16 protein-coding genes are annotated in these 17201 nt (G+C 67.5%); 6 read left to right on the forward strand and 10 right to left on the reverse strand.

The features are described from left to right. Positions 1 to 106: 106 nt before the first annotated feature. Together fumC and VGK20_03715 are read right to left on the reverse strand one after the other, a co-directional pair. The gene (gene fumC / locus VGK20_03710) at positions 107 to 1525 is read right to left on the reverse strand and encodes a class II fumarate hydratase (protein ID HEY2773141.1); all 1419 of its coding nucleotides are present in this window, start codon (positions 1523 to 1525) and stop codon (positions 107 to 109) included. Further along, positions 1522 to 3465: an aconitate hydratase gene (locus tag VGK20_03715; protein ID HEY2773142.1), complete on the reverse strand. Its 1944-nt coding sequence runs from the start codon at positions 3463 to 3465 to the stop codon at positions 1522 to 1524. Before VGK20_03715 ends, fumC begins: the two co-directional genes overlap by 4 nt. Before the next feature lie 143 nt (positions 3466 to 3608). Between VGK20_03715 and VGK20_03720 the strand changes: the two genes are divergently transcribed. Both VGK20_03720 and VGK20_03725 read left to right on the forward strand, forming a co-directional pair. Beyond that, entirely contained in the window at positions 3609 to 5291 is a 1683-nt protein-coding gene (locus VGK20_03720; GenBank protein ID HEY2773143.1) for a thiamine pyrophosphate-binding protein, read from the forward strand. Between the two features lie 18 nt (positions 5292 to 5309). Beyond that, the gene (locus tag VGK20_03725) at positions 5310 to 6251 is read left to right on the forward strand and encodes a Dyp-type peroxidase (GenBank protein HEY2773144.1); all 942 of its coding nucleotides are present in this window, start codon (positions 5310 to 5312) and stop codon (positions 6249 to 6251) included. Here VGK20_03725 and VGK20_03730 read toward each other — a convergent pair. Continuing rightward, on the reverse strand, positions 6238 to 7491 hold the full coding sequence (locus VGK20_03730) for a VOC family protein (protein HEY2773145.1): 1254 nt from the start codon (positions 7489 to 7491) through the stop codon (positions 6238 to 6240). The two genes, VGK20_03725 and VGK20_03730, sit on opposite strands and share 14 nt — an antisense overlap. Between VGK20_03730 and VGK20_03735 the strand changes: the two genes are divergently transcribed. Beyond that, a complete protein-coding gene (locus VGK20_03735) occupies positions 7490 to 8086 on the forward strand; it encodes a sulfite exporter TauE/SafE family protein (protein HEY2773146.1) in 597 nt (198 codons plus the stop codon). The two genes, VGK20_03730 and VGK20_03735, sit on opposite strands and share 2 nt — an antisense overlap. Before the next feature lie 111 nt (positions 8087 to 8197). Further along, positions 8198 to 8569 carry a cyclic nucleotide-binding domain-containing protein gene (locus VGK20_03740; protein HEY2773147.1) on the forward strand — a complete coding sequence of 124 codons (372 nt, stop codon included), beginning with the start codon at positions 8198 to 8200 and terminating at the stop codon, positions 8567 to 8569. Positions 8570 to 8620: 51 nt separating this feature from the next. Here the strand turns inward: VGK20_03740 and VGK20_03745 are convergent, their stop codons facing one another. From VGK20_03745 to VGK20_03760, 4 genes are all read right to left on the reverse strand, one after another. Beyond that, the gene (locus VGK20_03745; protein HEY2773148.1) at positions 8621 to 10264 is read right to left on the reverse strand and encodes a DUF1329 domain-containing protein; all 1644 of its coding nucleotides are present in this window, start codon (positions 10262 to 10264) and stop codon (positions 8621 to 8623) included. Between the two features lie 74 nt (positions 10265 to 10338). Beyond that, complete coding sequence (locus VGK20_03750) at positions 10339 to 10695, reverse strand: hypothetical protein (protein ID HEY2773149.1); 357 nt, start codon at positions 10693 to 10695, stop codon at positions 10339 to 10341. Between the two features lie 145 nt (positions 10696 to 10840). Continuing rightward, entirely contained in the window at positions 10841 to 11281 is a 441-nt protein-coding gene (locus VGK20_03755) for a nuclear transport factor 2 family protein (GenBank protein HEY2773150.1), read from the reverse strand. A gap of 100 nt (positions 11282 to 11381) precedes the next feature. Further along, positions 11382 to 12308, reverse strand: coding sequence for an acyltransferase (locus VGK20_03760; protein ID HEY2773151.1), 927 nt, complete (start codon positions 12306 to 12308; stop codon positions 11382 to 11384). A gap of 216 nt (positions 12309 to 12524) precedes the next feature. Here VGK20_03760 and VGK20_03765 point away from each other — a divergent pair, with 216 nt between their 5' ends. After that, a complete protein-coding gene (locus VGK20_03765; GenBank protein ID HEY2773152.1) occupies positions 12525 to 13547 on the forward strand; it encodes a TIGR01777 family oxidoreductase in 1023 nt (340 codons plus the stop codon). On the opposite strand, the gene VGK20_03770 is transcribed toward VGK20_03765, so the two are convergent. Beyond that, positions 13541 to 14149: a DUF523 domain-containing protein gene (locus VGK20_03770; GenBank protein HEY2773153.1), complete on the reverse strand. Its 609-nt coding sequence runs from the start codon at positions 14147 to 14149 to the stop codon at positions 13541 to 13543. The two genes, VGK20_03765 and VGK20_03770, sit on opposite strands and share 7 nt — an antisense overlap. Before the next feature lie 370 nt (positions 14150 to 14519). On the opposite strand from VGK20_03770, the gene VGK20_03775 reads away from it, so the two are divergent. Then, positions 14520 to 15347, forward strand: a complete 828-nt coding sequence (locus tag VGK20_03775; GenBank protein ID HEY2773154.1) for a DUF1295 domain-containing protein — start codon at positions 14520 to 14522, stop codon at positions 15345 to 15347. A 49-nt stretch (positions 15348 to 15396) separates the two neighbouring features. Here the strand turns inward: VGK20_03775 and phoU are convergent, their stop codons facing one another. Next, complete coding sequence (phoU, locus tag VGK20_03780) at positions 15397 to 16071, reverse strand: phosphate signaling complex protein PhoU (GenBank protein ID HEY2773155.1); 675 nt, start codon at positions 16069 to 16071, stop codon at positions 15397 to 15399. 46 nt (positions 16072 to 16117) lie between these two features. Beyond that, positions 16118 to 16933 (reverse strand): phosphate ABC transporter ATP-binding protein PstB, encoded by an 816-nt coding sequence (pstB, locus tag VGK20_03785; GenBank protein ID HEY2773156.1) that lies wholly within the window; start codon positions 16931 to 16933, stop codon positions 16118 to 16120. Positions 16934 to 17201: the final 268 nt, after the last annotated feature.

Genomic DNA, 17201 nt, shown 5'->3' on the forward strand with positions numbered 1-17201 from the left:
GACTCTGCGAAGGCGGCCGGGGGCGAACCCCGGCCGCCTTTTTTTGGCCGTCGGCCACCGAACGGACGCACGGCAATCTCGCATCTCTGAGGACGCCGGCGCTGGTTCAGACCAGCCCGGCAGGACGAACGATCCGGTCGAATTCTTCGGCGGTCACATCACCGCGGCCGACGGCTTCGTCGCGAAGAGTCGTGCCGTTCGCGAGCGCCGCACGCGCGATCGCAGCGGCGCGGTCGTAGCCGAGACGCGGGACGAGCGCAGTGACGAGCATCAGCGAGCGCTCCACGAGCTCCGCGATGCGTGCCTCGTCTGCCTCCAGACCATCGATGCAGTGCACGGTCAGGCTGTGCGCTGCATCACCCAGCAGCTCGATCGACTGCAGCACGTTGCAGGCGATCACCGGCTTGAACGTGTTCAGCTCGAGCTGGCCCTGGGCACCCGCGAACGCCACCGTCACCTGGTTTCCCATGACCTGGGCGCAGACCATCATCATCGCCTCGCACTGCGACGGATTGACTTTGCCCGGCATGATCGAGGAACCGGGTTCGTTTTCGGGCAGGCGAAGCTCGCCGATTCCGCAGCGCGGACCCGAGCCGAGCAGGCGCAGGTCGCCGGCGAACTTGTTCAAGCCGGCCGCAATGGAGCCGAGGACGCCGGAAAGCTCGACGAACGTGTCGTGGGAAGCGAGCGCTTCGAACTTGTTCGGCGCCGAGACGAAAGGCAGGCCCGTGTAGCGCGCGAGCTCGGCGGCAAAGCGCGTCGCGAACTGCGCGTGCGTGTTGAGGCCGGTACCGACGGCGGTGCCGCCTTGCGCGACGGGATACAGTCTTTTCGTCGTGTCGTGCAGGCGATCGCACGCGGTGGCGAGCTGGGCCGCGTAACCCGACAGCTCCTGCCCCAACGTCAGAGGCACCGCGTCCTGGAGATGGGTCCGGCCGATCTTGACCAGGCCCGCGTACACCTGCGATTTGTGTTCGAGCGACACGCGAAGATGATCCAGCGCAGGCTCGAGCCGTCGCTGCAGCTCCTCGACGGCGGCCACGTGCATCGCCGTCGGGAAGACGTCATTGGACGACTGTCCGAGGTTGCAGTGGTCGTTCGGATGCACGAGGCGGTGCTCGCCGAGAGAGCCGCCGAGGATCTCGCTGGAACGGTTGGCCAGCACCTCGTTCACGTTCATGTTCGACTGGGTCCCCGAGCCGCTCTGCCAGACGGGCAGCGGAAAATGCGCATCGAGCTGCCCGGTGATCACTTCGTCGGCCGCGCGCACGATCGCATCCGCCAGCCGAAGATCGAGAAGGCCGAGCTCGGCGTTGACGAGGGCCGCGCAGCGCTTGACGATCCCGAGCGCGCGCACCAGCACGCAAGGCAGCGTCTGGCTGCCGATCGCGAAGTGCTCGAGTGCGCGCTGGGTCTGGGCACCCCAGTACTTGCCGGCCGCAACCGCGACGGAGCCGAAAGTATCGGTTTCGATGCGCGTCGCGATCTGCGCCGCGGTGCCAGCGCTGTTGCCGTCGCCGCTCATCGGTTCCTGACGTCGTTGATAAGGCCGCCGGCAAGAAGGATGCGAGCCTGGCGCTCGGTCACGGGCAGGCCGAGCGCAACTTGCAGCCCCTTCGATGGCACCGATGCGACGACCCCCGTCTGATCGCGAAGTGCTGCGTGCAGCCCTTCGATGACGACCACGTCTCGCTGCTCGAGCCTCCACCAGTCGTCCCCGCAGCACAGCTCGAAAGGCACGATTCCGAAGTTGATGAGGTTCTGGCGTCCGATGCGTGCGTACGACCTGGCCATAACGAACCGCTGGCCGAGATAGCGCGGCGCCAGCGCAGCGTGCTCGCGGCTGGAGCCCTGCGCGAAGTTCTCACCGGCAACGACGCAGAAACCGCCGAACTGCTCGCGACTCTCTCGCGCGCGCTCGTGGAAATCCGGATCGATCGCCGAATAGACGAACTTGCTGATGGCCGGGATGTTCGAGCGCAGCGGCAGCGCTTCGCCGCCGGCACGCAGGATCTCGTCCGTCGAGACGTCGTCGCCCATCTTGAGCAGCACCGGGATCTCGAGTCGATCCGGCAGCGCATCGAGCGTCGGCAGCGGCTTGATGTTGGGACCGCGCCGCAGCTCGACTGCCGCGCCGTTCGGTGCGAGCAACATCCTGCCGTCCAGGCGAGCGCGCGCAGGCTCCGCCCAGCATGGCACGGTGAGACTGCACCGGCGTGCCAGCTCGCGCGGATCCGTGATGCGACCGGTCAGCGCCGAAGCCGCCGCCGTCTCGGGGCTGCACAGGTACACCTGGTCGCCCGGCGTACCCGACCTTCCCGGGAAATTTCGCGGCATCGTGCGAAGGCTCGCGGCGCCGGTGGCCGGCGCCTGGCCCATGCCGATGCAGCCCATGCAGCCGGTCTGGTGAATCCGCGCGCCTGCGGCGACAAGGTGCCCGAGGGTGCCGCTCGCCGACATGTCGAGCAGCACCTGGCGCGACGAAGGATTGACGTCGAGCGAAACTCCCGGCGCGACGACTCCTCCATTGAGAATGTGCGCGACGATGCGGAAATCGCGCAGTCCCGGATTTGCCGAAGATCCGACCACCACCTGCGAAACCGGAAGTCCGGCCACTTCGCGCACCGGCACGACGTCGCCCGGGCTTCCCGGCAGCGCGACCAGCGGTTCGATGGCACCAAGATCGATCTGCTCGACGCGATCGTAGCGGGCGCCGTCGTCCGCGACGAGCGCGGTCCAGTCAGCCTCGCGACCCTGGCTTGCGAGGAAACGGCGAGTGACGTCGTCGGACGGAAACACCGATGACGTCGCGCCGAGCTCGGCGCCCATGTTCGCGATGACGTGGCGATCCCACGCACTGAGGTCGCCCAGGCCTTCGCCGAAGTACTCGACGATGAACCCGCGGCCACCGGAGACGCCGAAACGCCGCAGCAACTCCAGGATCACGTTCTTCGCGCTGACCCACGGCGCGAGCTCGCCGCGCAGTTCGATGCCGAGGATCTTCGGCATCGTGACGAAGTACGGCTCGCCTGCCGACGCGAGCGCGACGTCGATGCCACCGGTGCCGATCGCGAGCATCCCGAGAGCACCGCCGGCGCAGGTATGGCTGTCGGAGCCGAGCAGGCTTTTTCCGGGACGGCCGAACCGTTCCATGTGCACGACGTGGCTGATGCCGTTGCCCGGAGGACTGAACCAGTATCCGAAACGCGCCGCGGCCGACTGGAGAAACAGGTGGTCGTCCATGTTCTTCGAGTCGGTCTGCAGCAGGTTGTGATCGACGTACTGGACGGCGACCTCGCAGCACGAACGCTGGAGGCCGAGCGCCTCGATCTCCAGCATGACCAGGGTCCCGGTCGCATCCTGTTGCAGCACCTGGTCGATGCGAAGCGCGATCTCGCTGCCGGCCTGCATGGCTCCGCCGGCAAGATGAGAGGCAATCAGCTTTTCTGCGAGATTCTGCGCCACGGCTCAACCCGCCCGGGGATGCACATTTGGACGAATTCACGGGCGAGTTATTGGCGAGGCGGGAGTGTAAGATGTGGTCGTTGCCGCCTCGTGCGCAAGCGCGTCGCCGCAGCACGAGAGACGCAGAAGGAACGCGGAAGGAAATGGACGACGCGAGCACGATTGGAAGCTATCTCGTCCGGCGTCTCGGGCAGATGGGCCTGCGCCACGTCTTCGGAATTCCCGGAGATTACGTGCTCGGCTTCTACGACCTGCTGGTCGCCAGTCCCATCGAGATCGTCGGCACCTGCACCGAGGCCGGCGCCGGTTTTGCGGCCGACGCGTATGCGCGCGTCGGCGGGCTCGGCGCGCTCTGCGTCACTTACTGCGTCGGCGGCCTGAATGCGCTCAACTCGGTCGCGGGGGCTTACGCCGAAAAATCGCCCCTGGTGGTGATCAGCGGCGCACCGGGGCTTCGCGAGCGCGAGCGTTCGCCGCTGCTGCACCACAAGGTGCGCGACTTCCAGACCCAGAGGCAGATCTACGAGAAAGTCACCGTCGCAGCGGTATCCCTGGAAGACGCCCGCTCGGCGCCGAACGACATCGACGCGTGCCTGGCGGCGTGCGTGCGCCACAAGCGGCCGGTGTTCCTCGAGATCCCGCGCGACATGGTCGATGCGCCGTGCGCAGCACCGGGTCCCCTGACGTTCCCGTCGGCCACGAGCAATGTCGATGCTCTTCGCGAGTGCCTGGCCGAGACGGCGGCAATGCTGAGACGAGCGCGGCATCCGGTGATCCTCGCCGGCGTCGAGATCCATCGCTTCGGTCTGCAGGAGGCTCTGGTGGATCTCGTCGAACGCAGCGGCTTCCCGGTTGCCGCGACGATCCTCGGCAAGTCGGTGATTTCCGAAATGCACCCGCAGTACCTCGGCGTCTACGAAGGCGCGATCGGCCGCGAGGAAGTGCGCCGCGCCGTCGAGGAAGCCGACTGCGTGCTGATCCTCGGTGCCTTCATGACCGATATCAATCTCGGCATCTACACCGCCAATCTCGACATCGACCGTACCATCAACGTCAACTCGGAGAAGGCCTCGATCCGCCGCCACCACTATGAAGAAGTCGCGCTCGACGACTTCGTGCGCGGCCTGGCGCGCACCAAGCTCGGCGACCGCGAGCCCATCGCGCCGACCAGCGCCGCCTCCGTGCTGGCGGGCCCGCCGTTCGAGTCGCGCGCGGGCGCGCCGGCCTCGGTGCGACGCCTGTTCGAAAGGCTCAACTCGTTCCTCGAAGCCGGCGACGTCGTCATCGCCGACATCGGCGACTCGCTGTTCGGAGCTGCCGACCTCGTGATCCGACAGCGCACCGATTTCCTGAGCCCGGCCTACTACACGTCGATGGGATTCGCCGTTCCCGCCGGCATCGGCGTGCAGGTGCACGACCGCAGTGCGCGTGCGATCATCCTCGTCGGCGACGGCGCCTTCCAGATGACCGGGCAGGAGCTTTCGACGGCAGCCAGGCTCGGCCTCGATCCGATCGTGTTCGTGCTGAACAACGGCGGCTATACGACCGAGCGCTTCATCCATGAAGGCCCGTACAACGACATTCACGACTGGGCCTATCACCGCATGCCCGATCTGCTCGGCTGCGGCCATGGCTGCGAAGTCTTCACCGAGACGGACCTCGAAGAAGCACTGGTGATGGCCAGGGCAAACCGCGGGTCGTTCACGATCGTGCACGTGCACCTGGCGCGCACCGACCGGTCGTACGCGCTCGAACGGCTCACGCAACGGCTCGGCGAGCGCGTGGCGGCGGCTGCGGCCAGCAAGAGCGCCAAAAAGCCGGACTGACGCTCGCGATCGCAGAGCGTGCGCGCTAGCAGTCACGCGTCGATGCTGCGCCGCAATCCCCAGGCCGCGATCCTGATGCCGCAATCGCCGGCTGCCCGCTGGCTCGAGTTCTCGCTCGTCGGCGGCACCGGCCGCGACGGCGCCGAATCCGCTCTTCGCGCGCTGGCCGCCGGCGATGCGCGCATCGACGGTACTTTCTGCGTCGTCGGGCTCGGGATTTCGCTGGTCGGGCTGCTCGGCATCCACGTGCCGGGGCTGCGCACGTTTCCGGTGCTTGCCGGTGCCAAGGTCGACGTGCCGTCGGCGCCTCGGGCGCTGTGGATCTGGCTGCGCGGCGAGGACCGCGGCGAGCTGCTGCACCGCAGCCGCCGGATCGCCGCGACGCTCGCGCCGGCCTTCGCGCTCGAATCCTGCGTCGACGGTTTCGTCCACGACACGGGCCGCGACCTCAGCGGCTACGAAGACGGCACGGAAAATCCCAAGGCGGAGGATGCCACTGCGGCGGCGATCGTCGCTGCCGGTGATTCGTGTGCACCCGAAGGTTCCAGCTTCGTCGCCGTGCAGCAGTGGGTGCACGACTTCGCGCAACTGGCGCGGATGTCGAAGACCGAGCAGGACAACGCGATCGGCCGCGAGCGCGTGACCAACGACGAGCTCAAGGACGCGCCCGAATCCGCGCACGTCAAGCGCACCGCGCAGGAAGACTTCGAGCCCGTGGCCTTCGTCGTGCGGCGCTCGATGCCGTGGACCGACGGGATGCGCGCCGGACTGATGTTCATCGCGTTCGGCAGGACGCTCGATGCCTTCGAGATGCAGCTTCGCCGCATGGCAGGGCTCGACGACGGCATCGTCGACAGCCTGTTCTCGTTCACGCAGCCGATCACTGGAGCGTACTACTGGTGTCCGCCGGTCGTCGGCGGCAAGGTCGCGCTCGTCGCGTCCGACCTCAGCGCACGCTGAGGACCTGCCACAGCGGCTCTTCCGAGCTGCACGCGGAAAGCCCGTCGCGATCGACGATCGTCATCGAGTGACAGGTATCGGCGGCAGCAGCGCGGGCCGGCTCGCTCTTGACGTCACCGGCTCGCCCGGATCCGCGTTGCGAAGAGTGCTGCGTGCGCGCAGCCAGCGCGCGCAGATCGCAGTGCCGCGTGGCCAGCAGATGGCCGTCGGGATCGGCAAGCTCGCGCGAAGGAGTATCGCCGTCGACACCAACGACGATGCTGGTGGAGACGAGGTCGTCCGGCATCACGGTTGCCGGCCGCGGACGCCCGCCGGCGGGAGCGAGGAACTCGACGAGCTCGATGGCTGGCCCGGACTGGGCCCGAAGCGCCGAGACGCGCACGTGCGCAGAAGCAATGCCCGTCAGCCGCGCCTGCTCGATCCCGTAGTCGTTGCTGTGGCCGGCGAGCGCAAGGCCGAGGCCGTCGACCCAGAACGCAAGGCTGCGCTCGGTATCGGCCGCCACGATCGCGACGTGGTCGATTCCCTGGAAAAGATCCTTGCCCGGCCGCTGCCAGCGCGCGTCGCCTTTGCCCTCCGGGAAGTGCACGAGCTCGAGCGCGTGACCGTCCGGATCGAGGAACGAGTAGGCGACGATGCCGCCGGACGTCGGGTTCCACTCCGGAATGACCTGGGGAGAAGACGAAACAGCACGCGCTCCGGCCACGGCGAGCCTTGCGACCGCCGTCGCCATGTCGCGAACGACGATTGCGACGTGGCCCGACCACGCATCATTGGCGCGCGTGTCGGCCGCAATCGCGGCGCCACGAGGGTCGAGCCACCGGGCAAGGTCGAGTCGTTCCTGGCCGAGCTGCAGGTGCACGACGTGCAGGCGGGCCTCGGGCCAAAGCGCTGCGGCGGGCTGCCAGTCGCGGCCGGCCAGGTCCTCTTCCGAGCGGACCTCGAACCCCAGCACGTCGCGGTAAAAACGCGTGGAGCCAGCGGCATCGGCGACGTTGAGGGCGATCGAGTCGACCGAGCGCACTCGCAGCCGTGGCAACGGGGAAGAGGACACGTCGGGTTCGGCGGCAGGCGACGGCAGTACCGCCACCGCAACGAGCAGCGTCGCTGCGATGGAGAGGGCCAGCGCCGCTGCGATGGAGAGGGCCAGCGCCGCTGCGATGGAGTTGGCCAGCGCTGCTGCCATGGAGAGCGCCAGGCCACGGGCCGGCCGCATGTTCTTTGGTCCCGTTGCCGTCATGGTCATTCCCGGCGGGCAGCGTTCCCGCCCAGCTTACGCTGCGGCCCTCAGCCCCTGCATCGCGCCCGGCTGCGGAACCGCGAAGGATTCAACGACCATACTACGATGTCCTTCACAAACACGAGGTTACCGGCCCCCGGGGGGATCACCCGCCCGCGAGATTCGCGCATTTTCGCGCGACCGGGCGCCGCGTCGGTGGCAGAATGACCCCATGACGTCACCGCTTGGATTCCTGCTGATCGGAATTCTCGCCGGCATCTCCGCCGGCCTCTTCGGTATCGGCGGCGGAGTTCTGCTGGTGCCGGCGCTCGTCTACTGGGCAGGGTTCTCCCAGCACAAGGCCACGGGCACGAGCCTGGCCGTGCTGCTGCCGCCGATCGGGATCGCGGCGACCATCGAGTACTGGCGCCACGGCAACGTCGACCTGCACGCCGCGCTCGTGCTCGCCGCCGGGATGATCGCGGGAAGCTGGGTCGGTGCCGTCATCGCCAACGCGATGGAAGGGCCGCAGCTGCGGCTCGCGTTCGGATCGTTCATCAGCGGGCTCGGGGTCTACCTGATGATCGGTGCCTGCCGGCGCATGGGCTGGCTGTAATTCTTACGCCGAGCTGCGCACACGCAATTTCGCGCTGCTCTCGACCGGCCACTGGCGCGCTAACGCAATCCTCACAGATCCCTGACACGCTCGCGTGCTGGAGGTGCACGAGTGACGAAGATTCATCTCTTCGATGCCAATGACGACGGTTGCGTGGACTTCGCGCCGGGCGACGTGATCTTCAGCGAGGGAGACGCCGGCGACTTCATGTACGTCGTCGTCTCCGGAGAGGTGGACATCCTGCTCGGCAACCGCGTGATCGATTCCACCGACGCGGGCGGCATCGTCGGAGAGATGGCAGTGATCGACGGAGCCCAGCGCAGCGCGACCGCGCTGGCGCGCACCGCGGTTCGAGCGATGCCGATCAACCAGCGCCGCTTTCTCTACCTCGTGCAGCAGACGCCGTTCTTTGCCGTGCAGGTGATGCAGATCCTGACCGAAAGGCACCGCCGCCGGTTGTTCGCAGCAGCGCGGGCAGAATAACCCTCTTCGCGGCGCAAACCCCGCAGATTGCGACCGCTGCCCCGCAGCCTGCTAGTGCGTCTCGCCGAGGAAGCCGGCGATGTCGAACGCTTTCTCCGTCGTGCCTTCGGCGTCTCCGTAGTTGTAGTACCAGCCTTTGTCGCCGACCGCGGTGCGTAGCGGAAGCTCGCAGCGCGTGACGTGATCGATCTGCATGTCGATCATCGAATAACCGGGCAGGTAGAATTCCTCGAAGGTGCGGCCCCCCGCATCTTCCCGGACTTTGCTTCCGAAACCCCAGGTCTGGTGCAGCGCTTTCCAGAGTTTTCCCCGGTCGTCGTAGATTTCCGAGTACGTGACGAGCCAGCTCTCGCGGTCGAGGTAGATCACTCGGCGTGCGAACGCGTATTCGGGAAGCAGCGATCGTCCTTCGAGCACGTAGACTTCGCGCGGTTCCCACGGCTCGTCGGCTTCGAAATCGGCCGGCGGAGCCTGCCAGTTGACCGGCACGTGGTCGGAATGCATCGGCGCGAGCATCGTCTTGTGGCCGACGACGCGCCACTGCATCCACGCGGGATTGCCCGCGTAGCCGGTATAGCTGTCGAGGTCCATGTCCTGGCCGAAGATGCCTTGCGATCTTTGCGCCGTGCTCAGGCGCCGCACGCGGCGCGTGATCGGATAGTAGATCCAGCCGTCGTCGAGGCGACCGATGTCGGAGTAGCGGATGAAGTCCCAGCCGCCGCCCTTCAGGTCGAAGGGCTCGATCAGCGGGTACTGCAGCTCGCGGTAGCGGATGCCGTCCTGGCTCGGCATCGTCGGGACCGGCGCGTGGTACATGCGCCCGAGATAGTAGAGGCGCCTCCAGTGCTCGATCTGGAAGGTGCGCTCGAGCTCGAAACCGCGGTGCTTGGACAGGGAGCCGATCTCGCAGCCCATCTTGCGCGCGTCCATGTCGTCGACGACCAGGCGCGCCTGCTGGTTGAAAATCATCTTGATGCCGGCGTCGCGGTCCTTGTCGTCGACGAGAGGAAACGGAAGGCCGGCGACGTAGTTACGCATGTCGCGGCGGTCGGACGTGAGCTCGACCTGGTCGTGGTACTTCTGCGTGGCCGCCGCACGCGCGTCCTCCATCGGGATCGGCTTGTGGGGACCGACGCGGATCGTGGCGCCGCGCAGCATCGCCCACTGCACCGACGGGCCGAACAGGCTCTGGTAGCGCTCGATGTCGGACGCGCGAAGGACGGTTCCCGTCGCCGGCAGATCATCGGCGGGCGTGGCGGCGGGCGCGGCGGCCGCAAGACGCACGGGCTCCGGCTCGGGCTGCAACGCGCGCGCAGGCGCGGCCGCCACGGCCGCGGGTGCGGCCGGCGGCTCCCGGTGCGGCGCAGGCTTCGGCGGCTGGATCCTGACGACGGCTTTGCGCACGGCCGGCGCCGTTGCCGACCGTTCCTGCAGGTTTTGCACGGCCGCAGCGGGCCCCGCGAAGGCGGGCGCGGGCTGCGAAACGACCGGCATCGCGACCGGTGGCTGCTCCGGCTCCGGACTGGCCAGGCCGAGCAGCTTTCTCAAGACCTCGTAGTCTTGCGGATTTCCGACTGCGGGCTCGTCGGCTGCCGTCGGATGGTGGATCGACTCCTCAGCAGCGACCAGGCACGCAGTGCCTGCAACGAACGCCGCCGCGGCGACGACGGCCGCGACGCTTCTCCCCTTGTCCAAGAAACCCCCTGGGCGCCGCGCGGGCGCAGGTTGATGCCTCTCGGCCTATGCAACGACCGCGCCAGATTTCGGCGTCAGGTCGACGGGAGCTCCGGCTCGCGGTGTTCGGTCACGACGAGCGTGCCCGAGCCGCAGACGTTCTCGCGGCGGACCACTTTCTCGCCATCCGCGAACACCATCATCACGTCGAATACGCAGGCGTCGGCAGTGTTGTGCAGGTTGACCTTCACGTTGCCGCCGACCGCGATGCTCATGCTGCCGAGCTGATCCGCGCCCCACGCCGGCTGACCGGCCGGGCTCGTATAGAGCTCGCGCATCTCGGAGCGAGTGTGGTTGAGGATCATGAGGACACGATCCCGGCTGTCCGCAGTCGCGTCGTGCGCAGCCAAGACGGCAGCGCCGACGAAAATCATCGCAAGAAGACCTCTCATGGATTTCCCCCAGGGTGCACAGGCTGCCTGGCCTGCGACCGTGCACGTTCTGTTCCGCGCGAATCGAAGTAATCGACCAGCGGGGGCGAATCAAGTTTGAAAGCGCACGACGCCCCCTCACTTGAGGGAATTGCCGCGCAGCCTGTCAGGCGCCCGGCATCTTGCCTTCGAGGTAGAGCATCGTCAGCACGCGCTCACGGATGCGCCAGCCGGCGGCCGTGCGAACGAGGCGATCACGGTAGATCCCACCGGCGCGCATTGTCTCGAGCCCCTCGCCGGCCGGATAGCCGAGAGGGTTGAACAGGTAGCAAGTGCTCGTCGCCTCGTCGCCGGAGATTTCGACGGCAACATTGGTGACCAGGTGCTGGACTACGGTGAAGATGCCGAGCGCAACCGTGAGCCACTGCTTGAGCTCGGGGACCGTACCCTTGAAGCCGCCGCCCGCGGTGTAGTCGCCGATGCCGTCGGGCGTGAAGACGTCGTCGAGCAGGTCGTAGTTCTTCGTGTCCAGCGCCGTGCTGTAACGCACGAGCAGGTCTTCGATTTCGAGACGGTCGGCGAGACGGCGAAGGTCGGGTTGCGGCATGACGGAAGCATTGCGCCGCGCCGCAGTCGAGTCCACCGGCGTTCATCGAAGATATCGATCGCCGACCGGGCGCACCGGTGGCTCCCCGCCCAGCCTGCAACTAGCTCGCGCGTGAGCCCAGCGCCTGCGCTTCGGCCATCAGCGCTTCGACGCGTGCGTCCTTCCTCTCCCACAGCTCGCGCACCCACGCCTGCACGCGCTCGCGGTAGACATCGTCGTTGCTGTAGTCGCCGCGGCGAACGTCCTCGGGAATCTCCTCGACGCGGACTTCGGCGACGATGCGCGCTACGCGGCCGGTCAGGAAATCCCAGAAGTCGACTCCCGGCTTGCTGTACGCGATCGTCACGTCGACGAGCGTGTCGAGGTCTCCCGAAAATGCGTCGAGCACCGCGGCCATGCCGCCGGCCTTCGGCTTGAGAAGGTGCCGGTACGGCGAGCCGTACTTGTCGCGCTTCTCCGGAGAAAAACGCGTGCCCTCGACGAAGTTCATGATCGAGACGGGGCCGACGCGGAAGCGGTCGCAGGCGCGCCGCGTCGTCTCGAGATCCTGGCCGCGCAAGTGAGGGTTCTTCTCGAGGAACGCGGGCGAGTAGCGTTTCATGAACGGCATGTCGAGGGCCCACCACGCGAAGCCGAGCACCGGCAGGTAGATCAGCTCGGCCTTGATGAAGAAGCGCAGGAAAGGAATGTCGCGGATCAGCAGGCGCTGCAGGATGAGGATGTCGCTCCACGTCTGGTGGTTGCTCGCGACGAGGTAGCGGCCGTCGCGGCGCAGGCGAGGGTCGTCGAGGCCGCGGAAGTCGAAGCGCGTCGGCAGCGCGAGCGAAATCATCGCGTTGTTGATACGGATCCAGGTCTCGGCGACGAACACGAGCGGCGTGGTCCACCAGTGGCGCCACTTCTGGTTGGGAACGGCGAACTTGACGACCGCCAGCGCGAAGATCGGAAAGCCGTGGACAATGGTGCTTGTCGTGATGCCGGCGAGCAGCAACAGGCCGACGACGGATCGAGGAAGGAGACGGGGCATGGGATCCTGGCAAGCTCCGGAAGAGGACGAGGCGGAGAAATACGTTCCGGCTCGGGCAAAGCAAATCGATCGAGCAGCACGCATCTGCTTCGCGCGCCGCGCCGTGCCCGGTGCCGGCGCACCGCGCCGCGCGTCGAAGGTCCGATCACAGCGATCGGCGGCGGATCACGGCCGCGTACGCAGTCGCGTAACAGGAGACGAAAAGCGGCCGCCGCAATGAGCGTCGCGACGAAGATCCGGGTCGAGCCCGGCCGCAACCGCACCTGGCGCAAGCATCGCGAACGTGAGGATCTCGCGGTGCACGCCCATGCGTCGCTCCCGCCGTCGCGCATCGCCGTCACCGGCGCCAACGGCATGGTCGGCACCGAGCTGGTCGCCTTCCTCGGCATCGGTGGCCATCGCGTGCTGCGCATCCTGCGGCGCCCTTCGGGGCGCGACGACGAAATCCGCTGGGATCCCGATTCGGGCCTCCTCGATCCGCGCTGTCTCGACGGCGTCGACGCCGTCGTCCACCTGGCAGGCGAGAACATCGCTGCCGGTCGCTGGTCCGCATCCACCCGCCGGCGCATCCTCGCGAGCAGGACAAAGAGCACCAGCCTTTTGTGCGCCACCGTGGCCGCGCTCGAACGTCCTCCGGCGGTGCTGATCTGCGCGTCGGCGGTCGGCTACTACGGCGACCGCGGCGACCTCGAGCTCGACGAGAGCGCAGGACCTGGCCGCGGCTTCCTCGCCGAAGTCTGCCGCCAGTGGGAGGCCGCGACGCAGAGCGCGCGCGCTGCGGGCATTCGCGTCGTCAACGCGCGACTCGGAGTCGTTCTTTCGCCTCACGCCGGCGCGCTGCCTCGCATGATGCTGCCGTTCCGGTTCGGGCTCGGCGGCCAGCTCGGAAGCGGGCGCCAGTACATGAGCTGGATTTCGCTCGACGACCTGGTTGCTGCGATTCTTCACTGCATCGCGACGCGAAGCCTCGACGGGCCGGTCAACATGACGTCTCCATTGCCGGTGACCAATGCCGCGCTGACGCGCTCGCTGGCGATCGTGCTCAGGCGGTGGGCGGTGTTCCCGGTGCCTGCGTTTGCGCTCAGGCTGCTGCTCGGGGAGATGGCAGACGAAATGCTGCTCGCATCGACGCGGGCCGTTCCGGTCAAGCTGGCGGGGTCGGGGTTCGTGTTCCGGGATCCGGAGCTTCGCGTGGCGCTCACGGACATGCTGGGGCTCGATTTGCGGGATTTTCAGTAACGGCGCTGGCAGCTGCGCTTCCTGGCGCACTCGCGGACACGCCGCGCGAACGCATCGAGCGCCGCTTCGTCCGCCAACCGATCCTCCTCCACCACCGGAAGCTCGGGCATCGCGCGCAGCAGCTCTGCCGCGAACAACCCGCTCGCCGCGGAGGCCGTCCCCGCGGCGGACGATACCGGCACCTCCCTCGCCCCGCACGACGGCGACCCCGTCTTCAGCACGTACCCGCAGATCCCGCTGCGCGCGAGCCCGGCGACCCGCGCGCGCGCGAACTGCTGCATCGCGTCCGTGTGATCGATCCGCGAACGAACGCCGAGCATGCGAACCACGTCGTCGCCGCCGCGGACGAGCTGCACCGGCTCTCGCGGCACGCCCATCCCCGCTTCGACTTCCGGACAGACGGGCACGAGCTCGAACTGCGCAGCCAACAGCTGCGCAACGCTGCGATCGAGCTTGTGCCCGCCGTCGTAGCGCACCGGCTGCCCGGCAAGGCACGACGATACACCGATGCGAATTCGCGACGCGGCGCCGGACGCTGTCGCCGACTCGACCGAAACAGCCGAGTCCGCACGGCCTTCCAGCGACGTGTCGCGGCTGCCCACGCTCCGCCCATACCACCTGCCCGCGCGCCACCGAAGCCCGCCTGCGCTGCCGCAACCCGAAGCGTCGCGCGTAGATCCGCGACAGTACGGATTTTTCCGGGGAATTTTTTCTGCGCGCGCGCTGCGCGCTGCGTAAGAGAGTGAATCCGTGCCCGGGGCCGCAATTCGCGCGCAGGACGGCTCATTCTCGGGGGAAAACGCCGGAGATTCTGCCGCCGCACGGTGCGCCCCGCTGCGCGCATGCTAAAGTCGACGCAAGCTGGCGCGTGTTCGTTGCTGCCCTGGCAGCAACGAGAGCCCGATAACGACTCGGCGGCGCCGGCAGGACGAATCGCAGGATTCGAGGACGGGGGACGCAAGGAGGACCGCAGTGACGTTTCTTGCCTGGAGCCTGGTTGCCGTCCTCGTGTTGTTCTCGATGCTGTGGGTCGTCAGCCTGGTGGTGCGCGACGCCAGCATCGTCGATCGATTCTGGGGCATCGCGTTCATCGTCATCGCCTCGTACGTCTCGGCCGCAACCGACGGCTTTCCCAAACGCGCCCATCTCGTCCTGCTCCTGACGGCGCTGTGGGGCGTTCGCCTCTCGGTGTACATCACCGCGCGCAACCTCGGCGAAGCAGAGGACTACCGCTACCGGGCAATGCGGCGCCAGTGGGGCTCGAGCTTCCCTCTTGCCAGCCTCGGCACGGTGTTCCTGCTGCAGGGGTTCCTGGCGTGGGTGGTCTCGCTGCCGGTGCAGGTGGCCGTCGCCTCGGTGCATCCGTTGCACCTTACGTACACCGACTATCTCGGTGCGATCGTGTGGGCAGCCGGCTTCCTGATCGAGAGCGTCGCCGACGTGCAGCTCGCGAGCTTCCGGGGCAATCCCCGCAACCAGGGCCGGGTGATGAAGACCGGCCTTTGGCGCTACTCGCGGCATCCCAACTACTTCGGCGACGCGCTGCTGTGGTGGGGACTGTGGCTGATCGCGCTGTCGGTCGGCGGTTGGTGGACGGCGATCGGCCCGGCAGTGATGACGCTGCTGCTGCTTCGCGTCTCCGGCGTCGCGATGCTCGAGCGCAAGCTGCGCCGCAGCCGACCCGGCTACGACGACTACGTGCAGAGCACCAGCGCTTTTGTCCCGATGCCGCCACGGCCCTCACGGCAGGGCCGCGACCCGCGCAGCGCGCCGGCGCGCGCGGCAACGCGGCGCGGCTGACGCAGCTGCGCCGGCCATCCGGGCAGATTGCCGCGACGACGCAGGCCGCTCAGACGTCGAGTTGCGGCGTCCCGCGATGGCGCACGATGTCGCCTTCGACCATGTAGATGACGTCCTCGGCGATGTTCGTCGCGTGGTCCGCGATGCGCTCGAGGTAGCGCGACACCGACAGGTAGTGCGTCAGCGTCGCGAATTCCGACGGATGGCGCACCACCGCCTCCTCGACGCGCCGGAACGTGTCGCGGTGCATGTCGTCGGCCGCGTCGTCCATTGCGCATACCCTGCGCGCCAGCACCGGGTCGAGGTTCACCAGCGAATCGAGCGCATCCGACAGCATCGAGCGCACCAGCCGCGCCATCGAACCGACGTCGAGAGGCTTCTCGGTCACTTCGGCGACGCTGGCGAGGAACACCGCCCTCTCGCCGATGTTGACGGCGAGGTCGCCGATCCGTTCCAGGTCGCTGTTCAGGCGGATGCACGCGACGATGAAGCGCAGGTCCTGTGCCACGGGCTGGTGCAGAGCGAGCACCTTCATGCACTCTTCCTCGACCTCGACCTCGAGCGCGTCGATGTGCGTGTCGAAATCGATCACCTGCTGGCCCAGGTCCGCATCGCGGGCGTTGATCGCGGCGACGCTCTTGGCGACCGCCTCCTCGACGCAGGCTGCCAGCGACAGGATCTGCTTCTTCAGGTTCCCGATCTCGTGGTCCAGGTGCTTCGGCATCCTCTTCTCCGCCAGTGTTCCAGTTGGCGTGTCGACGGCCTTCGGTTCAGCCGAACCGGCCCGAAATGTACGCTTCGGTGGCCTTGCGGTGCGGGCGGCTGAACATTTCCAGCGTTCCTCCGTACTCGACGAGCCGGCCGAGGTACATGAACGCCGTGAAATCGCTGGTGCGCGACGCCTGCTGCATGTTGTGCGTGACGATCAGGATCGTGTACTCGCCGCGCAGCTCGGCGATGAGGTCTTCGATGCGCGAGGTGGCGATCGGGTCGAGCGCCGAGCACGGCTCGTCCATCAGCAGCACTTCGGGGTCGGCGGCGATCGCACGCGCGATGCAGAGGCGCTGCTGCTGGCCACCCGAAAGCCCGAGGGCGCTGGCAGTGAGCCGGTCCTTGGCCTCGTCCCACAGAGCAGCGCTTCGAAGACTGCGTTCGCAGACCTCGTCGAGCACGCGCTTTTCCCTCTCGCCGTCGATGCGCAGCGGATACACGACGTTCTCGTAGATGCTCATCGGAAACGGGTTCGGCTTCTGGAACACCATTCCCATGCGCTTGCGCAGCTCGATCACGTCGACCGACGACTCGTAGACCGAGCGGCCGCCGAGCTTCATGTCGCCGCGGATCCGCACTCCTTCGACGAGATCGTTCAGGCGGTTGACCGAGCGCAGCAGCGTGGATTTCCCGCAACCGGACGGACCGATGAGTGCCGTGACCTTGCCGGCGGGAACGATCATCGACACGTCGAACAGGGCCTGGGCCTGGCCGTACCAGAGCGAGAAACGCTCGATCGAGACGGCAGCCTCTTCCCCCTCGAGAGAACGGTGAACTTCGGTCGGACCTTCGTGTCCGGGAACCGCGTCGTGCAGACGGGTTTCCTCGGCGCGAACCAGGTCCGCGAGCGATCCGCGCACCGGCTCGGAAGCCGCGTGCGACGTGCCGCTTGCCGGCACCGCGGCATTGCCCGTTCCCGGCCCGGGAGGACCCTGCTGCGCGGCGGCCACGCGGCTGGTTATCATGGTTTCCCCTGCACCTGCCATCCGCGCCTGCGTCGCGAGCGCTGTCGGCCGCTCGTCCGGGCTTGGTGTCGGGCCCTCGGCGGCGCTTGGCATCGGGCGCTCGGCTGCGCTTGGTGTC

The organism is Candidatus Binatia bacterium, assembly GCA_036493895.1.
Lineage (GTDB): Bacteria > Desulfobacterota > Binatia > UBA1149 > CAITLU01 > DATNBU01.